Raw genomic sequence first — 17,078 nt, forward strand, 5'->3', positions numbered from 1 at the left:
CAGGTGAGGAGTCTTCACTCTCCCCGCTATCGTTATCCCGAGCGCGTGCAGCGAAGGTGGCAGGACGGGGGGGTGAAGGTGGAATTGGTAGAGTGGACTTCGGGCAGTTACTTTTAATACCCGACCTTCACCACAATCTCCGACGTGTTCGCTCGATAGCCGGCACCGCCGCCGATGACAGAGTGCCGATCAACAGTGAGGGTTGCCCCAATGCCCTCATAGAGTTGGCGGACGGATTGATGGTCTGCGTTACTCACCAATAACTTCACGCCTCGACGCGCCGCCCGTGCCACAGCCTTAGCTAAACGGACCTGATCTTCCCATGAGAATAGATTCTCATTGTATTTAATGAAGCCATTATTGTTGTGCCTCACTGTGTATGGAGGGTCTAAGAAAACAAAATCGCCAGCCTTGCTACTGTCAACGACAGGTTCGAAATCTGAATAGAGTATTTCGCACCCGTCCAAGGCTTTAGCGACCGCCTCAAAATCGTCTGATGGCAAAAGGACCGCATCCTTCGTTCCTCGAGGTACGTTGAACTTACCTTTTTTATTCACACGATAGAGACCGTTGTAGCATGTACGGTTAAGATACAAAAACCACGCAGCTAACTCTACAGGGTCATCAGGTCGATCAGACCTGACCACATAGAAATATTCGTCACTATGATTCTTTGCGTGACGCCTTAGCGCAGCTTCCACACCTTCAAAATCGAATTGAATTGCCTTGTAGGTACGTATTAGGTCGAGATTGGCGTCGGAGATAGTTGCTCTTTCCGGCAACAATGAAAAGAGCACAGCGCCCCCTCCAAAGAACGGCTCAAAATACGCGCCGTATTCTTCCGGAAAAAGAGACATGTGGTTACGTACGAACCAACGCTTTCCACCAGCCCATTTGAGCGGTGGAGTAACATAGGACGCGAGCTCAGACATTGAGGCTCGCCTTCAGTTTTTCTTGAACCAACTCTAGAAGTTCTACGTCAGCATCAGAGTAAGACCTATTGAACGGATGCGCATAAATTTTCCGCACATCATTGAAATCGTCGATCCACTTGACGTATTTGGCGAGCCCCTTTTGCTGACCTGGCAATGGAATGTTTAATACATCGCGGAAATGGGCCCAGTTTTCGGTGGTTTCAGCAATTTTCTTCAGCTCAATGATATCTAGATACGTTTCGAGCGGGGTATTTCCATCTGGATCCGTGTCGGCTCTTTTGCTGTACGCTTTGATTTTGATATCTTTATTCTTGATGCCCTTCTCGAAGAAATCGGCACCGTAGACCTCCCGTAGCTTACCGACGACGAAGCTGTGCAGCGTGTCGCTGATCCATCGTACGGCTTGATCGCCATGATCCGTCCGACCCTTGGAGGTGTTGACGCGGAACTCGTCGAGTCCTTCCACGGAGAATGACGCCACCTGCTCAGAGATCAGGTTCGCTGCTTGCAGGAAGTAGCGACGCGGCCCGCCGGTGCCGAACGTTATCGGGAAACGAGCCTTGAACTCTTCATCCGTAGCGCTTTGGCAAAACGCGATGAAAGGCTGAGCGAGTAACTTCGTCTGATCCGCCAACTCGCCAGGCGGCAGTTCATGGACGTCGATCCTCTCAGTTCGTTCGAGGTGCCTTACCAAGTCGCCCGCCAGTCGAATGATCGCCGCCACCGCCACGTTGTGGCAAAGAGGAACGTCCGAGCCGGCCCATCTATCTGGGTTGACCTGTCTCACTCCCTCGAAGAAGTCGCTCATAAAACTCGTCAGGTTAGCGAGCGTGTCCTCGTGGCATGAACCGGTCAGCGGCCCCGCGACGAACCCGCCGTCACGACTCGAAATACGGCCGATCAATCCACTCTGAATAATGGCTGGCTTCAGTTGGGGAACGGTCAGGGGTTGCTGGCGCCCACGCATTCCCGGCAAGGCAATGCGGTCCTCGAATGGACCAAGCACTTCTCCACGGAGCATGTCGAGCGCACGGACCGCGATCGCGTTCAACGCCTCCCGATGATCGTCAGAGCCCCACTTAAGCTCTCCGTCCAGTTCGTCTAGGAGCTTCTTCTGAACCTGTTTCTGTTCCCGATTGATTGTCGCGAACAGATTGGCTTCCTCTTCAGCGGGCAGCCGTTCGAACGCGACCACTGGGATAGCTGGCGCAAGATCCGGATCACTAACAACCGCAGCTCCGTAGAGCCGATGTTGCCCGTCTATGATCCAGCAGCTCTTGTACGTATCGGGAAGATACAATTGTCCAAAATGGGTATCTCCTGCGAGATCTTTTTGGCCAATGTCGAACCGAAGATCGTGATGGAAATTCACGAGGATCGAGTTAGCGAAGTAACCACCTCCCTCAAGGAAGTTCGCAATCTTCTTCAGTCGCCCTGGGTTGATCAGCCGTTGATACGTGGGCGCTCCAGAGGGGTCACGTAGATCCCTGTGGTTCACAAAGGCTCGCCGAAGCAAGTCAGCGGCCGTGATAGTGAAGGCGTAGGCATTCCGCCCTCCTAGTTTGAACCGCGACGCCATAACGAAGGTCTGCGACAGCGCTGGAATCGACTGTCCCTTGAGAAACTCCGCGTGGAACTGATACTTTGCGGCCCGGCCCAGGATTTTTGCGATCTCCATAAAGTATCGCAACTCATGCTCGCGGACGACATGGATTTGGCGATCCTTCGCGCGAGCAAGATCGTTCTCTTTCCAACGTATACGGGCCGTGACCATCATCCAGATGATCTTTGGCTTGTAGCCCGGCCCGCCGTGCGCGCGGATGGCGTTCGCAATCTGCTTTTTGACGGAATCAAACTCCGAGATTTCCGCCTGAAGGCTCTTCGACTTCATGGACTCGGCGGACCTGCACTCCGCAACGACTGCAGTCTCGTCATCAAGCGCCAGGACGTCGATCTGCTTGGAGATTTTCTTACCTTCGACGTCCACCGTGACCTTGAAATGCCGGCCGACGTTCAGTTTCTCGTAGCCGAGAAGGTAGAGCAGAACCCAAAGCTGGTTCTCCAGCTGTTCGTCTAAACGTTTTGGCCGACGGACGCGGACCCCACGTTGCATCTCGCGGTCCAGCTCCCAGTCGCCATCAAGATGATCTTGAAGCTCTGCCTGACTGATCCGTTTCGTGGAGTACGGCTGGCGACGCTTCTTGTATTCAGCGATCCGTGCAGCCTTGGACTCGGTCAACCCGTCTACCGGGATCACCGCAGAGTTAGATTCCGACAATACCTCAGCCCCCGCTTAACAACGCCCAAGCCGAAGCTACTAAGAGTTGTCGGAATTGCCTAGAGCACCATCAAAACTAGTCCCCCCTCCCCTCACCGCCCCTTCCTGAACGCCTCCGCCTTCTCCGCCGCCGCTTCCGCCCGCCACCGTTTCGGCGCGGCCTTGTCGACCTCCTCGCCGGCGCCGGTGAGGACCTCGTTGGCGAACTCCAGGTCGAGGAGCTTCATCTTCTTGATCTCGTCGCGCAGGCGAGCGGCTTCCTCGAACTCCAGGTTGGCGGCGGCGTTGCGCATGCGGCCTTCCAGGTCCTTGAGGGCGGCCTGGAAATTGGTGCCCACGAAGGGTTTGGACTCGTCCTTCAGGCCCGGGTTGGTCAGGCGGTCCATCTCGCGGGACTCGTAGGGCGACGCCAGGATCTCCTTGATGTCGCGCTTGACCGACTCCGGGGTGATGCCGTGGGCGGTGTTGTATTCGACCTGCTTCTCACGCCGGCGGTTGGTCTCGGCGATGGCGCGCTCCATCGAGCCGGTCATGCGGTCGGCGTAGAGGATGACGCGGCCGTCGACATTCCGCGCCGCGCGGCCGATGGTCTGGATCAGGCTGGTCTCGGAGCGCAGGAAGCCCTCCTTGTCGGCGTCGAGGATGGCGACCAGGCCGCACTCGGGGATGTCCAGGCCCTCGCGCAGCAGGTTGATGCCGATCAGGACGTCGAAGGCGCCCAGGCGCAGGTCGCGCAGGATCTCGATGCGTTCGAGCGTGTCGACGTCGGAGTGCATGTAGCGGACGCGGACGCCCTGCTCGTGCATGTACTCCGTCAGGTCCTCGGCCATCTTCTTGGTCAGGACGGTGACGAGGGAGCGGTAGCCTTGCTGCGCGACCGCCTTCACCTCGTCGATGACGTCGTCGACCTGGTTGCGGGTGGTTCCGCTGACCGGGCGGATCTCGACCGGGGGGTCGATCAGGCCGGTGGGGCGGATGACCTGTTCGGTGAAGACGCCGCCGGTGCGCTCCAGCTCCCACGGGCCGGGAGTGGCGCTGACGAACATCGTCTGGGGGCGCATGGCGTCCCACTCGTCGAACTTCAGCGGGCGGTTGTCGATGCAGCTGGGCAGGCGGAAGCCGTACTCGGCCAGGGTTGATTTGCGGCGGTAGTCGCCGCGGTACATGGCGCTGATCTGGCCGACGGTGACGTGGCTCTCGTCGACGAACAGCAGGGCGTTGTCGGGGATGTATTCGAAGAAGGTGGGCGGCGGCTCGCCCGGGGCGCGGCCGGTCAGCCAGCGGCTGTAGTTCTCGATGCCGGCGCAGGCGCCGGTGGCCTCCATCATCTCCAGGTCGAAGCGCACGCGCTGCTCCAGGCGCTGGGCCTCGAGCAGCTTGCCGTTCTCGACCATCCAGTCGAGCGTCTCCTTCAGCTCGGCCTTGATGCCGGTCATGGCCTGGTTGAGCGAGGGTCTGGGCGTGACGTAGTGGCTGGCGGCGTAGACGGTGACCTCGGTCAGGTCATTGGTCTTCTTGCCGGTCAGGGGGTCGAACTCCTGGATGCTCTCGACCTCGTCCCCGAACAGCTGGATGCGCCAGGCGCGGTCCTCCATGTGGACCGGGAAGATCTCCAGCACGTCGCCGCGCTTGCGGAACATGCCGCGCTCGAAATTCAGGTCGTTGCGCTTGTACTGCAGCGCGATCAGGTCGGCGCGCAGCTTGCTCTCGTCGATCTGGTCCCCGACCTTCAGCGTGAAGGTCATGGCGGTATAGGTCTCGACCGAGCCGATGCCGTAGATGCAGCTGACCGACGCCACCACGATGACGTCATCCCGCTCCAGGATCGCCCGCGTCGCCGAGTGGCGCATACGGTCGATCTGCTCGTTTATACTACTATCCTTTTCGATATATGTATCAGTTCTTGGTACATATGCTTCCGGTTGATAATAGTCGTAGTACGAGACGAAATACTCGACCGCATTGTCCGGGAAGAAACTCTTGAACTCGGAATAGAGCTGGGCGGCGAGGGTCTTGTTGTGGGCCAGGATCAGGGCCGGGCGCTGGGTCTGTTCGATGACCTTGGCCATGGTGAAGGTCTTGCCCGAGCCGGTGACGCCGAGCAGCACCTGATCCCGCTCGCCGGCCTCGGCGGTCGCGACCAGTTCAGCGATGGCCGAGGGCTGGTCGCCGGCGGGACTGTACCGGGTCTCCAGCCGGAAGGGGATGGACTTGCGGTCCTGCGGGCGGTCCGGACGGTGCGGGACCCAGTCGGACGGCTTGCCCGGCGCCTCCTCCGGCGTCAGGCGCGGGCCGGTGACGGGGGCGAACATGGGCTGGCGGTTCTTGCCCGCCGCCGGGTCGAAGATGAACGGCTCCTGGGCCTCGGCCACGCCGGGGACATGCTCGGGCTTGCGCGTCCCCTGCGGGGTGGTCTGGGAGGAATTCCGGGGAGAACGGGCCATGAACGCAATCTAGTCAGCGAAGGGGGCGTGCGCCAGTGAACGCACGCCCCGCATGTTAGGCTGCTGACAGCAGGTTGGCAGCAGTCAGATCCTTAGCGGCGCACGCGGGCGCGAACCTCCAGCTCGCCGATGCGGCGATCCAGATAGGACCGATCGTCGGACGAAGGCTGGGTGCGGCCGTAGGCGGCTTCGAGGCGGGCCAGGTCGCCAGCCTCGACGCGGATGTCGGCGATCTCGGTGCGGCTCAGCCCCGCGCTGTTCGACGACAGGGCGCGCTCGATATTGGACAGGCGGGTGCGGTTGTCCTGATAGCCGCCGCCGTTGTTCCCGCCCGAGGGCGCGTCGCCGACGCGGGCGTCCAGCGCGTCCAGCCGGCTGTCGAGGTCGTCACGTTCCTGGGCGGTCAGGCGGCCGTCGCGCAGGTAGCCGCTCTCGACGCGGATCAGGTCCTGATAATCGGTCTTCAGGCGCGTGCCCTCGGTGCGGGTCAGGCGGCGGTTGCGCACGGCGGTGTCGACCCGGGCCTCGAAATCGGCGCGGCCGTCGGCGACCGATGCGCGGCCGGAGGAATAGTCGGAGCCGCCGGCTTCGACCCGCTGCGAGAACTCGCGATACTGGGCGACCAGATCGGCCCGCTCCTGGGTTGTGACCCGGCCGTCGGCAGTGTAGCGGGCCTCCAGCTGGACCAGATCATCGTATTCGTCGCGCAGGCGACGGGCTTCGCTGCTGGACAGACGGCCCGAGCGGACATCGGCGTCGAGCCGGGTCTGGAATTGGCTGCTTTGGTTTGAGAGCGGACGGCGTCCCCGGCTCCATTCGGTCTCCAGCGAAGACGAGACACCGAGACGATCCCCGAACAGGGCGCCGAGAATGGCGCCGACGGCGTCCTGCTGGTTCGTCGGCTGTTGCTGGGTCGAGCCGTAGGGCGTCTGGGCCGCGGCCAGCGGCGCGGCGCCAAGGACCAGCGCGCCGGCGGCGGCTGCGTAAAGGAGTTTGTTGGACGTCATGGGTCAGGCTCCGACCGTTGTTCGAGGCCGGAAGAACGGTGCGCAGCCGTTAAGGTTGCTGCGGCGCGGCAAGGCGAGGATGGCGAGGATGGTGAGGATGTCCGGAAACCGCCAGCGTCGGGCCGAACGCGCCCCCATGTAGACGTCCGACACGGAGGAGTTTCCCATGACCGCCTTTCACGACCTGCATCGATCCGGCCTGTTGATCCTGCCCAACGCCTGGGACGCCGGGAGCGCGGCGGTGATGCGGTCGCTGGGCGCGCGGGCCATCGCCACCACCAGCGCGGGCTGCGCCTGGGCCCTGGGCTGGCCGGACGGCGACGCCCTGCCGGTCGACCGCGCCGTGCAGATGTCCGCCGACGTGGTGCGGGCGGCGCAGGGCGTCCCGGTCAGCGTCGACTTCGAAGGCGGCTATTCCGACGATCCGGCCGAGGTGGCGGCGACGGCGAAGCGGCTGGTCGCGACGGGCGCCCAGGGCGTCAACATCGAGGACGGCGGCAAGGCGCCCGAGGCGCTGGCGGCCAAGATCGCGGCCATCCGCGCGGCGGTGGGCGACGCCCTGTTCATCAACGCCCGCTGCGACATCTGGCTGGCGGGCGTGGGCGCGCCGGCGGGGCGGGTCGACGAGGCGGTGCGCCGCGCGGTGATCTATCAGGCGGCCGGGGCCGACGGCCTGTTCGCGCCGGGGCTGGTCGAGGCCGAGGGGATCGCCACCCTGACCGGCGCGACATCCCTGCCGGTCAACCTGCTGGCCTTCCCGGGCCTGCCGAACGCGGCGGAGCTTGAGCGGCTTGGCGTGCGGCGGCTGAGCGCCGGATCGGGACTGGCGAGCGCCGCCTACGGCCGGACGGCGGCGCTGGCGAAGGACTTCCTGAGCACGGGCGTGTCCGAACCGATGATGGAGGGCGCGCTGGGCTGGGGCGAGATGAACGCCCTGATGCCGGGCTAGACTGGCCCGATGATTCTGACCCTCTCCATCCTGCCCTCCCCCGTCGGTCCGCTGGCTCTGGCCTGCGACGCCGAAGGGCGGCTGCGCGGCGTGTCGTTCGGCGAGGGACTGAGCAAGGCCATGCGGCGGGAATATCCGGACGCGGTCCAGATCGAGGGCGAAACCCCGGCGGCGGTGCAGGACGGACTGACGGCCTATTTCGCCGGCGACCAGGCCGCGCTGCATCGGATCCCATGGTCGCTGGACGGCGCGTCTGCGGGCGACGGCTTTCAGGCGCGGGTGTGGAAGGCGCTGGTGGAGATCCCGGCCGGCCTGACCATCAGCTACGGCGAGATGGCGAAGCGGGCGGGAGAACCCGGCGCGGCCCAGGCGGCGGGCGTGGCGCTGAACCGCAATCCGATCGCGGTGGTCCTGCCCTGTCACCGCGTCGTCGGCGCGGACGGCGCCATGGTCGGCTTCGGCGGCGGGCTGGAGCGCAAAACCTGGCTGCTGAGGCACGAGGGCGCCCTGCTGCTCTGACCGCTTGACTCATGTAACCCTGAGGTGACATGTAACCCGTAGGTGACACGGGAAGCAGGGTCATGAGCGACGGAAATTGGCAGGCGGTGGAACGACGGAGGGCGACGCGGTACGGCGTCGCCGTGGCGGTCTTCTGCCTGGGCGTCTTCATCGCCTGCTTCGCCGCCATCAGGCGGCACGAGGACGGGCCGGACGCGCACGGCCTTTCTGCGATCGCGATCGTTGTGGGGGCCGTGATGGCGGCGGCCGGGGTCGGTGGAATGTTCGCCTTCCGCCGGGACGACGCCGAGCGGACGCGGGAGGGAGCCGGCAGCTACCGAGACCGCCTGCAGCGCGACTGGGTCAGCCGGATCACCATCCTGCCCGCCGCCACCCTGGGCATCACGGCGGTCGCCATGGCCCGTGCCCAGGAATGGCTGAGCGGCGAGGACACCAGCTGGGGCGGGGTCATCCTGGCCGGCGCGGCGGCGATGAACCTGCTGCTGATCCCGCTGATGATCATGGGCTGGGACGGCGGTTCACGGAAGGTGAAGCGCCTGCTGGACGACGAACTGACCCGCGCCTATCGGGCGAGCGCCATAACCTGCGCCTTCTGGGTGCTGCTGGTCGGGGTGACCGGGGCCTATCTGGTCGGGCTGTGGAACGCGGACGCGACGGTGATCGCCCTGCCGATGATCCTGTGGGTCGCGGCGGCGACGGCGGCCCTGAGGTTCGCCGCCCTGCACCGGCGGGCCGAGCAGGAGATGAGCGGAGATGACTAAGAGATCGCCGAAATGGGGCGCGGTTCCGCGCGTGAGACTTGGCCTGGCCGCCGTGGCCTTGATGGCTTTTATCTGCGCCGCCCTAACCCTGTGGATGTGGCGCGTCGGGCGATTGGACACTCTAGACATGTCCACCTCGCTGATCCTGTCTTGCGTGATCGGCATTACCCTCGGGGGAGCAGCGCTGACCTATACGCCAGCGCCGATCCCGCACACCGGCCTCAAGGGGAAGCCAACGGTTGAACCCGGTCTGACCTGGCAGTTGGTCAGCAATGTTGTCGCCGGCCTGCTCTGGATCGCATGGGGGACCGCACAAGCCGCTCGCGCTTTCGAAGACGGCGACCGATTGGCGGGCTACTGCTACGCGTCCCTGGTGCTGCTTTGGCTCTATGCCTCCCCCGCGACCCTGATGGGTTGGGGGCACCAAGGAAAGCGGCTGCGTGATGATCCGGATCGCGAGTTGAATCATGCCTTCCGGGCGCGAGCCACCGCGTCCGGCTTCTGGGCCCTGCTGGCCGGGGGCGCCGCCGCCTTTCTGATTAGCTTCAGCGCCCCGGGCATGCTGACGTACCTGTTGCCCTTCGCCCTGTGGCTGGGCGGCAGCGTGGCCTGTGTCCATTTCGCCTGGCTTCATCGTCAGGCGGACAAGGGCCCGGTCGACGATGGGTGATCCGCGGCTGGCCTCGCGGCTGAAGGAGGCGCGGCAGGCGGCGGGCCTGACGCAGGCGGAACTGGCTGAAAGAGCCGGGGTGTCGCGCAAGACCGTCAACACGGTCGAGAACGGGGTCTTCATCCCCTCGACCATCCTCGCCCTGTCGCTGGCGCGGGCGCTGGACGCGAAGGTCGAGGACCTGTTCTGGCTGGCGGATTGAGGCGGAGCCGCTAAACCCGATCCATGACCGCCCTCCCCCTGTCCGAAATCCTGATCCTGCTGGCGGCGCTGGTCGCGGCGGGATTGGCCGGAGGACTGGTGGCCGGGCTGTTCGGCGTGGGCGGCGGGACCGTGATCGTGCCCGCCCTGTTCTACGCCTTCGAGGTGCTGGGCGTCGGCGGCGAGAGCAATCTGCATGTCGCGGTGGGCACCTCGCTGCTGACCATCGTGGCGACCAGCTGGCGCTCGCTGAAGGCGCACCGCAGCCACGGCGCCGTGGACGAGGCGGTGCTGAAAAGCTGGACGCCCTGGGTCGGGCTTGGCGGCCTGGTCGGCGCGGCCATCGCGGGCGTCGCCTCCATGGAAGGGCTGGCCGTCGTCTACGGCGTCTGCCTGGCGCTGATCGGGCTGCAGCTGGGCTTCCTGCCCGAACGGTTCACCCTGGCGAAGGACATGCCGACCGGCTGGACTCGGCGCATCGTGGGCACGGGGATCGGCGGGCTGTCGGCGATGATGGGCATCGGCGGCGGCAGCTTCGGCGGCCTGACCATGACCCTGTGCGGACGGCCGATCCATCAGGCGGTGGCGACCGCCTCGGGCTTCGGCGTGGCCATCGGCGCCGCGGCGGCGTTCGGCTTCGTGGTGTTCGGCTGGGATGCGGTCGGACGGCCGCCGTTCTCGGTCGGCTACGTCAACGTGCCCGCGGCCATCGTCATGGGGGTGCTGACCACGGCGGTCGCGCCCTGGGGCGCCAAGCTGGCGCATCGGCTGGACAAGCGCGTCCTGCGCAAGGTCTTCGCCGTCTACATGGTGGCGACGGCGCTGTCGGTGGTCGTGAAGGCGCTGTGAGGGGCTAGGGGCTAGGGGCTAGGGGCTAGTTTGGCGAGCAGGCCGGAACCGCAAGAACCCATCAATCTAATCCCTAGCCCCTAGTCCCTCGCCCTACGGCCTCAGCGTCAGCGCGGCCGGGGTCGCGGTGAAGGCGGACAGGCGGCCGAGGTAGCTCATGCCCAGCAGCGAGTGGGGCAGCCCCTGTTCGACCACCAGGGCCTCGACCTGCTCGACGCGGGCGCCGGCGACCGAGACCGCCTGAAGCTGGACGGGGGCGGCGCGGACGGGGCCCGAGGCGGTTACCACCTTGGCGCTGAAATCCGAGGCCTTGAGATCGAAGCCCAGGCGGGCGGCGTCGGCGGGGGTCAGGACCACCACGCTGGCGCCGGTATCGACCATGACGCGCACCGCATGATCGTCGATCCGCGCCTCAGCCCAGTAGTGGCCGTCGGCGGCCTTGAGCACCTGGCCCGGAACGCCCGTCGCGGCGGCGTGGATTGCGGGGATTTCGGCGGCCTGGGCTTCGCCACGCAGGCCGGATTGCTCCATCCACCACAGGACGGTCAGCGACGAGGCAACGGCCAGGGCCAGCACCCCGAGGGAAGACAGGTCGACACGCATGAAGACGCGAACTCGCGGCGATCACCGCTTACTGCGGCCCCTCCCCTGTCGCACAGGCCGATTGGGATGCGGTGAAGGAGGATGGTGGACGGAATCTGAATCCGTCCAGTCAGACAGGCCCCAGTTTCGCCGGATCGATCCGCGAGCGGCGCGAGGCCAGCTCGGCCATGACGGCGGCGCGCTGTTCGTCGGTCAGGGCGCTCCAACCGCCGATCTCCGGAAGGGTGCGATAGCAGCCCAGGCAAAGGCCGGTAGGACCGTCGACGATGCACACCTTCACGCAGGGCGTGACGATGGGCCGGGGCGGCTGGTGTGGCGCGGAGGGGACAGTTGATGACATGGGTGCGAAATATGGTCCGGTAGCGGAGTAAAAATACTTGCAATTCGATCAGGATTATCCTACCTTGACCATGACGCGAAACGACTATGACGGTGAGACTCCCGATCAGCACGACGTGTCTCTTTTCATCGTTCAACGAAAGGAGACATCACAGATGAACGACAAAGACAGGAACCTCCAGCACGCCATGATGAGCTTTGCGCTCTGGGGCGGGATGCTGGTGAACACGAAGAACACCAACGGCGCAGGCGATCGCGTGATCAGCCACCCGTCGAACTTCGTGCCCATCAAGATCGACAGGGCGCGCCGGTAAGGCGAGACCCGGATCCGAAGAACACAGAAGCTCCGGCCCGCAAGGTCCGGGGCTTTTGTCTTTCTAGAGGGGCGCTATCGCTCGCGACGCGGTCGCTCACTGCTTGAGCGCGGCTGGTTCCAGGGGGCGCTATCGCTTGCGACGCGGTCGCTCGCGGCTTGAGCGCGGCTTGTTCCAGAGGGCGCTACCGTTCGCGACGCGGCCGCTCGCGGCTTGAGCGGGTCGGCGCTCCCCCGGCGGCAGCTTGAGCGCGCTCGCCGAATGCGGCACTGCTCGGTCATGACCCTGATCCACATTGAACGCCGCGGCCCGATCGAACTCTGGACGCTGGACCGCGCCGAGCGGCTGAACGCCCTGCCCGACCTGGAGGACGGGGAGGCCTTCGCCGCCGCCTGCGAGGCCGTGAACGCCGACCGAGATGTGCGTTGCGTGGTGCTGACCGGCGCGGGCCGAGCCTTCTCGGCCGGCGGCGACCTGCGGGCGATGCAGGACAGGCGCGACCTCTTCGCCGGGGCCGGGACCGACATCCGCGAGCGCTACCGCCGCGTCGTGCACCGGATCGTGCGGTCTCTGTATGGACTGGAGGTTCCGCTGGTCGCGGCGGTGAACGGCCCGGCCATGGGACTGGGCTGCGATATCGCCGGCCTGGCCGACATCCGCATCGCCTCCGAAGCCGCCTCTTTCGGCGTGCCCTTCCTCAAGCTGGGCATCCTGCCGGGCGACGGCGGGGCGTGGCTGATGCCGCGCAACGTCGGCTACGTCCGGGCTGCGGAACTTCTGTTCACCGGCCGGACGCTGGACGCTCAGACGGCGCTGGAGTGGGGGTTGGTCAACCGGGTGGTTCCCGCCGATGCCCTGCTGGACGAGGCCTTCGCCACCGCCGGCCAGGTCGCGGCCCAGGCTCCCAACGCCCTGCGCATGACCAAGGCCCTGCTGCGTCAGGGCCGAGACGCGACCTTCGACCAGATCCTGGAGATGACCGCCGCCATGCAGGCGCTGGCCCATCTGACCGACGATCACGCCGAGGGGGTGGCCGCCGTGCTGGAGAAGCGGTCCGCGGACTTCAACGGACGCTAGGCGGCTTCGGCGGATCGACCGCCATCGCCATTGCCGATTGTGTGGCGGCGACGAAGGCCGAGGAGGCCGTGCTCATCATCACTCCGGCGCCTTCCAGGGCCTGGACCCAGCTCCTGTCGCCTTCGGGGGCCTGAAGCGCGCGCATCAGGGCCGCGGTGCTCGCCGCCTCGACCAGGATGGAGGTGCGCCGCACATGCGCGGCGGCGTCGATCAGATTCATGCAGACCGATTGAGCCACCGCCAGTCGAACCATGGCGTCGATGGTCGGGTCCGGCGTGGGCGGAACGGACTTGGACGGCTTCGGGGGCGCGGGTTTCGGGGGCGGAGGCTTCGCCATCTCAGGTCGTTCCCTCCACGGGCGGTTTGCCGTTCGCCGGCGTCGGCGGCGTGACGCCCGCCGCCCGATAGAGCAAGGCGATGCCGATGTCGCTCGCGGCCTGGGCGAGCGCCAACTGCTGTTGCTGGGCGGCGGTCGTGTTCTCGAACATCATCCCCGAAGCATGGGCGAAGCTCTGGAACAGCCCGCCCATCGCCATGGCGGGCGCTTCGGCCGTCACTTTTACATTGGTTTCGGTCACCGAGTCGGTGACCTCCCGGTTGACGTGAGCATAGCGGGACCGCGCGGCGGGCTGCGCCGGTCCGGCCTCGGCTCCAGCCTTCGGCGTGGGCCGTTTCATCCGAGGATCTTGCTGGTCGCCACGGTGTCCAGGCTGTAAATTTGCATCACGCCCTGAGTGGTCGCGGCCTGGGCGGCGATGTTCTGCTGTTGCTGGGCGGCGACCGCGTTGTGGAACATCAGGCCGGTGGCGTGCGCCATGCTCTGGTACAGGCTGCCCAGCGCCACGGCGGGCGACTCGCCCAGCACGCTGACATTGCTCTGGGTGATCGCGTCGGTGATCTGGTCGTTGACGGCGGTCGGAAAGGCCATGGCACGTCTCCTGTGAAGCTTCAGAAACGGGAGCCTACACCTCTCGCATCGATTGCATAGTGAAAGCTATGCGACCTCCCCGACCGGCCGCAGCCCCAGCGTCATCGCGAACATGGCCAGACACACCAGGCCGGACAGGATCAGGGCCGCGGCCGGCGAGGCGTCCACGGCGAAGGCATAGGCGGCGGGCGCGACCGCCTGGAGGTAGCGGGCCGGCGTCAGGACCAGCGCCTGCCGGACGGCGTAGCGATCCGGGCCGAACACATGCAGCGGCAGGACGCCGGCGGCGACGGACAGCAGGCCGTTGCCCAGCCCCTGCCCCACCGCCAGCAGGGGCGCCAGGCGCGCGCCGCCGAGCAGCGCCAGGACCGCGCCCAGAGGATGGAACAGGCTGGCGATCCGGATGGTGAGGACCGGGTGCGAGCGGTGCAGGATCAGCAGGTCGAACAGACGGGCGGCGACGGCGCTGGCGGCCATCAGTCCCGCGGCCCAGGCGGCGTGGGCGGGCGTCAGGCCGAGATCGGCCAGCAGGCGCGGCAGATGCGCGCCCATGGCGGTCGAGACCATCCAGCCTCCGGCGAACACCGCGGCGATCTGGACCATGCGGCGGTCCCAGCGGATGCGCTCCGCGGGCGCCCGGCCATCGATCACGCCCGGTGGTCGGGGCGGCAGGACGAAGGCGGTCAGGGGCAGGCAGAGCGCCAGATGCGCCAACGCCCATACGGCGCAGGCGATCCGCCAGTCGAAGGTTTCGACGATCAGGCGGCTGATCGGCCAGCCCAGCCCTCCGCCCAGGGCGCCGAGCAGCGAGACGGCGGTGATGGGACGACGCGCCTGCGCGCCGTGGATTTCCACCAGCGTCGCGAAGGCCGAGCCGTACAGGCCGATCGACATGCCCACGCCCAGCCCCGCGACCGCCGCCAGCAGGACCCATTTCGACGGGGCCGTCGCCATGAGCAGCAGCGCGGCGGCGAAGGCGCTGTGGGCCCATCCGAGAACGCGCCGCCCGCCCCGCCGCTCGAGCCACCGGCCCGCCCAGGGCGTCAGGACCGCCGAGATCAGGAAGGCGACGGACAGGGCGGCGAACACCTGCGTCGGCGGCAGGCCGAAGGCCCGCGCCATCGGGTCCGCGAGAACCCCCAGCAGATAGTAGCTGGAGGCGAAGGCGACGATCTGGCCGAAGCCGAGGACGGGGACGACGAGACGGGCGCGCGTGAACATGGCGCTGGATCGCGGGATTGCGGCGCCCGCGAAAGCGACTTATCGGCTAGACCATGTTCGAAAACCTCACACCTCGTGGGTCGCTGCCGTCGCTGAACGGACTGCGCGCCTTCGAGGCCATGGGACGGACCGGCAGCGCCACCCGGGCGGCCGCCGAACTGCATGTGACCCACAGCGCCGTCAGCCGGCAGGTGAAGGCGCTGGAGGCCGCGCTGGGCGTGCGACTGTTCGAGGGCCCCAGGCACAGACTGAAGCTGACCGAGGCCGGCCAGACCCTGCTGGCGGGGCTGACGTCCGGCTTCGACACGCTGGCGGCGGCGGTGCGGCAGGTGCGCGAGCGCGAGACCGTGCGACTGGCGGTGCATCCGAGCCTCGCGGTGAAGTGGCTGGTGCCCCGGCTGGCCGATTTCGAAGCGCGACACCCGGAGGTGGCGCTGTCACTGAGCGAACTGGAGACCCACGCCCTGCGCCAGCGCGGCGCGGACCTGGCCCTGCGCTATATCGACCGCGTCCAGGCGGAAGAGCCGGGGGTGGAGATCCTCGCGGAGAACCGGATCGGACTGGTCTGCGCGCCGCAGTTGATCGAAACGTTGGCGACCGCGCCGCGCCTGACGACGCGAACCCGGGAAAGCGCCTGGACGGACTGGACGGCCGTCACCGGACAGACGCCGCCGAGCGGGCGGAACCGGACGCTGGCGCATCTTCATGTGGTGGTGGACGCCGCCGTGGCGGGCCTGGGGGCGGCGGTGCTGCCCTGGGCCATCGTCGAGGATGAGGTGGCCGCCGGGCGGCTGGCGGCGCCGTTCGGTTTCGTGCCGGACGGCGGCGTGCTGGCCGTCATCCGCGGGCGAGGCGAGGCGACCCGCAGCGAGCGAACCGTGCTGCGATGGCTGAGGGATCAGGTCCGCGCGACGCGAACCTGATCCTCACAGCCGTTGATCAACCGCCCTGACGGGCCGGGGCGCGCATCGAGCGGTCGGCCGGAACGCCGGCGGCGACCGTGCGCGGGGCGCCGGCGACCTGGCCGGGCTTCATGAACTTCACCAGCACGCGCTGGCCGATCAGCAGCGGGGCGTCGCCGGCGGTGACCACCACCTCGATGACGCGCTCGTCCGAACGCTGCGAGGGATCGTCCGAGGCCAGCTTGCGGGCGCCGAAGACGGCGGCGCGGCGCAGGACGGTGCCGACGTAGACCTTGGAGGTGTCGCCTTCGGGCGTGATCTCGACCTGCTGGCCGACCGTCACGTTCGGGATGTCGCTCTCGACGATCTCGGCGCGGGCGATGCGCGGGGCGTCGGGCTCCAGATCGAACATGTTCGACACGTTCAGGGTCGAGGCGCCGGCGCCCGGGTTGGCGTAGCGGCGCACGATGCGGCCGTTGGCCGGCGAGCGAATGACGGTCAGCTCGACATTATAGGTCGCCTGATCGCGGCGGGCGCGCGCGGTCTCGACCGCCGCCTGCTGCGAGCCGAGCTGGGCCTGGGCCGACGCGATGGCGTCACGGGCCTGGTCGAGGCGCTGAGCGGCGACGAAGTTGGTGGCGGCCAGATGTTCCAGACGCTCGAACTCGCGCTGGGCGGTGCGGATGTTGACCTGGATCAGGCGCAGCTGGCTTTCGGCCGCGACGAGATCGGCGTTGGCGGTCTGCAGGGCCAGACGGGGTTCATCGTCTTCCTGACGGGCCAGGATCTGACCGGCGACGACACGGTCGCCTTCCTGCACCAGAACCTCGCGAACCACGCCGCCGCGGCGGGCCGCGATCTGGATGATGCCGCCCTCGATATCGACCTTGCCGTTGGCGATCGCCGCATACGGGCTTTCAACCTTCTCGGCGGCGGCCTTCTCTTCCTCGGCCTTTTTCGCCTTGGCGTTACCCCTGACCATGGTGAAGCCGGCGACCGCGATGATCACCGCGATCAGGCCGATCCAGAGCCACTTGTTCTTCAGAAAGCGGAGCATGTCGTTTCTCGGTCCTGGAAGGCG

The 17,078-nt window shown here is 66.4% G+C and carries 20 protein-coding genes; 9 read left to right on the forward strand and 11 right to left on the reverse strand.

Features of this window, described 5'->3' with window-relative positions; genetic code table 11:
* Window positions 1-113: 113 nt before the first annotated feature.
* The 4 genes from AC07NB_RS05805 to AC07NB_RS05820 all read right to left on the reverse strand — a co-directional run bounded on the left by AC07NB_RS05805 (window position 114) and on the right by AC07NB_RS05820 (window position 6,664).
* Window positions 114-932 (reverse strand): DNA adenine methylase, encoded by an 819-nt coding sequence (locus tag AC07NB_RS05805; protein WP_494571257.1) that lies wholly within the window; start codon window positions 930-932, stop codon window positions 114-116.
* Window positions 925-3,174 carry a DGQHR domain-containing protein gene (locus AC07NB_RS05810; RefSeq protein ID WP_494571258.1) on the reverse strand — a complete coding sequence of 750 codons (2,250 nt, stop codon included), beginning with the start codon at window positions 3,172-3,174 and terminating at the stop codon, window positions 925-927. Before AC07NB_RS05810 ends, AC07NB_RS05805 begins: the two co-directional genes overlap by 8 nt.
* Before the next feature lie 131 nt (window positions 3,175-3,305).
* Entirely contained in the window at window positions 3,306-5,525 is a 2,220-nt protein-coding gene (uvrB, locus tag AC07NB_RS05815; protein ID WP_494571326.1) for an excinuclease ABC subunit UvrB, read from the reverse strand.
* Between the two features lie 224 nt (window positions 5,526-5,749).
* A complete protein-coding gene (locus tag AC07NB_RS05820; protein ID WP_494571259.1) occupies window positions 5,750-6,664 on the reverse strand; it encodes a hypothetical protein in 915 nt (304 codons plus the stop codon).
* A 166-nt stretch (window positions 6,665-6,830) separates the two neighbouring features.
* Between AC07NB_RS05820 and AC07NB_RS05825 the strand changes: the two genes are divergently transcribed.
* The 6 genes from AC07NB_RS05825 to AC07NB_RS05850 all read left to right on the forward strand — a co-directional run bounded on the left by AC07NB_RS05825 (window position 6,831) and on the right by AC07NB_RS05850 (window position 10,613).
* Window positions 6,831-7,613: an isocitrate lyase/PEP mutase family protein gene (locus tag AC07NB_RS05825; RefSeq protein ID WP_291834376.1), complete on the forward strand. Its 783-nt coding sequence runs from the start codon at window positions 6,831-6,833 to the stop codon at window positions 7,611-7,613.
* Between the two features lie 9 nt (window positions 7,614-7,622).
* Window positions 7,623-8,132, forward strand: a complete 510-nt coding sequence (locus AC07NB_RS05830) for a methylated-DNA--[protein]-cysteine S-methyltransferase (protein WP_494571260.1) — start codon at window positions 7,623-7,625, stop codon at window positions 8,130-8,132.
* A gap of 62 nt (window positions 8,133-8,194) precedes the next feature.
* Window positions 8,195-8,893 carry a hypothetical protein gene (locus AC07NB_RS05835; RefSeq protein WP_494571261.1) on the forward strand — a complete coding sequence of 233 codons (699 nt, stop codon included), beginning with the start codon at window positions 8,195-8,197 and terminating at the stop codon, window positions 8,891-8,893.
* A gap of 127 nt (window positions 8,894-9,020) precedes the next feature.
* On the forward strand, window positions 9,021-9,563 hold the full coding sequence (locus tag AC07NB_RS05840; RefSeq protein ID WP_494571262.1) for a hypothetical protein: 543 nt from the start codon (window positions 9,021-9,023) through the stop codon (window positions 9,561-9,563).
* Complete coding sequence (locus AC07NB_RS05845) at window positions 9,556-9,765, forward strand: helix-turn-helix transcriptional regulator (RefSeq protein ID WP_291834382.1); 210 nt, start codon at window positions 9,556-9,558, stop codon at window positions 9,763-9,765. Before AC07NB_RS05840 ends, AC07NB_RS05845 begins: the two co-directional genes overlap by 8 nt.
* Window positions 9,766-9,788: 23 nt before the next feature.
* Window positions 9,789-10,613, forward strand: a complete 825-nt coding sequence (locus tag AC07NB_RS05850) for a sulfite exporter TauE/SafE family protein (RefSeq protein WP_291834385.1) — start codon at window positions 9,789-9,791, stop codon at window positions 10,611-10,613.
* A gap of 93 nt (window positions 10,614-10,706) precedes the next feature.
* Here AC07NB_RS05850 and AC07NB_RS05855 read toward each other — a convergent pair whose 3' ends face one another.
* Window positions 10,707-11,216: a retropepsin-like aspartic protease family protein gene (locus AC07NB_RS05855; protein ID WP_291834388.1), complete on the reverse strand. Its 510-nt coding sequence runs from the start codon at window positions 11,214-11,216 to the stop codon at window positions 10,707-10,709.
* A gap of 109 nt (window positions 11,217-11,325) precedes the next feature.
* Window positions 11,326-11,556 (reverse strand): DUF1289 domain-containing protein, encoded by a 231-nt coding sequence (locus AC07NB_RS05860; protein WP_492313895.1) that lies wholly within the window; start codon window positions 11,554-11,556, stop codon window positions 11,326-11,328.
* A gap of 154 nt (window positions 11,557-11,710) precedes the next feature.
* On the opposite strand from AC07NB_RS05860, the gene AC07NB_RS05865 reads away from it, so the two are divergent.
* Both AC07NB_RS05865 and AC07NB_RS05870 read left to right on the forward strand, forming a co-directional pair.
* Window positions 11,711-11,869 (forward strand): hypothetical protein, encoded by a 159-nt coding sequence (locus AC07NB_RS05865; RefSeq protein ID WP_376858655.1) that lies wholly within the window; start codon window positions 11,711-11,713, stop codon window positions 11,867-11,869.
* Between the two features lie 279 nt (window positions 11,870-12,148).
* The gene (locus AC07NB_RS05870) at window positions 12,149-12,946 is read left to right on the forward strand and encodes a crotonase/enoyl-CoA hydratase family protein (protein ID WP_494571327.1); all 798 of its coding nucleotides are present in this window, start codon (window positions 12,149-12,151) and stop codon (window positions 12,944-12,946) included.
* Here the strand turns inward: AC07NB_RS05870 and AC07NB_RS05875 are convergent.
* The 4 genes from AC07NB_RS05875 to AC07NB_RS05890 form a co-directional block, all read right to left on the reverse strand.
* Window positions 12,933-13,283 carry a hypothetical protein gene (locus AC07NB_RS05875; protein ID WP_494571263.1) on the reverse strand — a complete coding sequence of 117 codons (351 nt, stop codon included), beginning with the start codon at window positions 13,281-13,283 and terminating at the stop codon, window positions 12,933-12,935. The two genes, AC07NB_RS05870 and AC07NB_RS05875, sit on opposite strands and share 14 nt — an antisense overlap.
* 1 nt (window position 13,284) lies before the next feature.
* Window positions 13,285-13,623: a RebB family R body protein gene (locus AC07NB_RS05880; RefSeq protein WP_291834397.1), complete on the reverse strand. Its 339-nt coding sequence runs from the start codon at window positions 13,621-13,623 to the stop codon at window positions 13,285-13,287.
* Window positions 13,620-13,874, reverse strand: coding sequence for a RebB family R body protein (locus AC07NB_RS05885; RefSeq protein WP_291834400.1), 255 nt, complete (start codon window positions 13,872-13,874; stop codon window positions 13,620-13,622). The genes AC07NB_RS05880 and AC07NB_RS05885 overlap by 4 nt, the downstream gene beginning before the upstream one ends.
* Before the next feature lie 66 nt (window positions 13,875-13,940).
* Window positions 13,941-15,095: an MFS transporter gene (locus tag AC07NB_RS05890; protein ID WP_494571264.1), complete on the reverse strand. Its 1,155-nt coding sequence runs from the start codon at window positions 15,093-15,095 to the stop codon at window positions 13,941-13,943.
* Window positions 15,096-15,148: 53 nt separating this feature from the next.
* Between AC07NB_RS05890 and AC07NB_RS05895 the strand changes: the two genes are divergently transcribed.
* A complete protein-coding gene (locus tag AC07NB_RS05895) occupies window positions 15,149-16,018 on the forward strand; it encodes a LysR substrate-binding domain-containing protein (RefSeq protein WP_494571265.1) in 870 nt (289 codons plus the stop codon).
* 16 nt (window positions 16,019-16,034) lie between these two features.
* Here the strand turns inward: AC07NB_RS05895 and AC07NB_RS05900 are convergent, their stop codons facing one another.
* Window positions 16,035-17,054, reverse strand: coding sequence for an HlyD family secretion protein (locus AC07NB_RS05900; RefSeq protein ID WP_494571266.1), 1,020 nt, complete (start codon window positions 17,052-17,054; stop codon window positions 16,035-16,037).
* Window positions 17,055-17,078: the final 24 nt, after the last annotated feature.

The sequence above is a fragment of the Brevundimonas sp. GW821-FHT09G01 genome, from assembly GCF_059416065.1.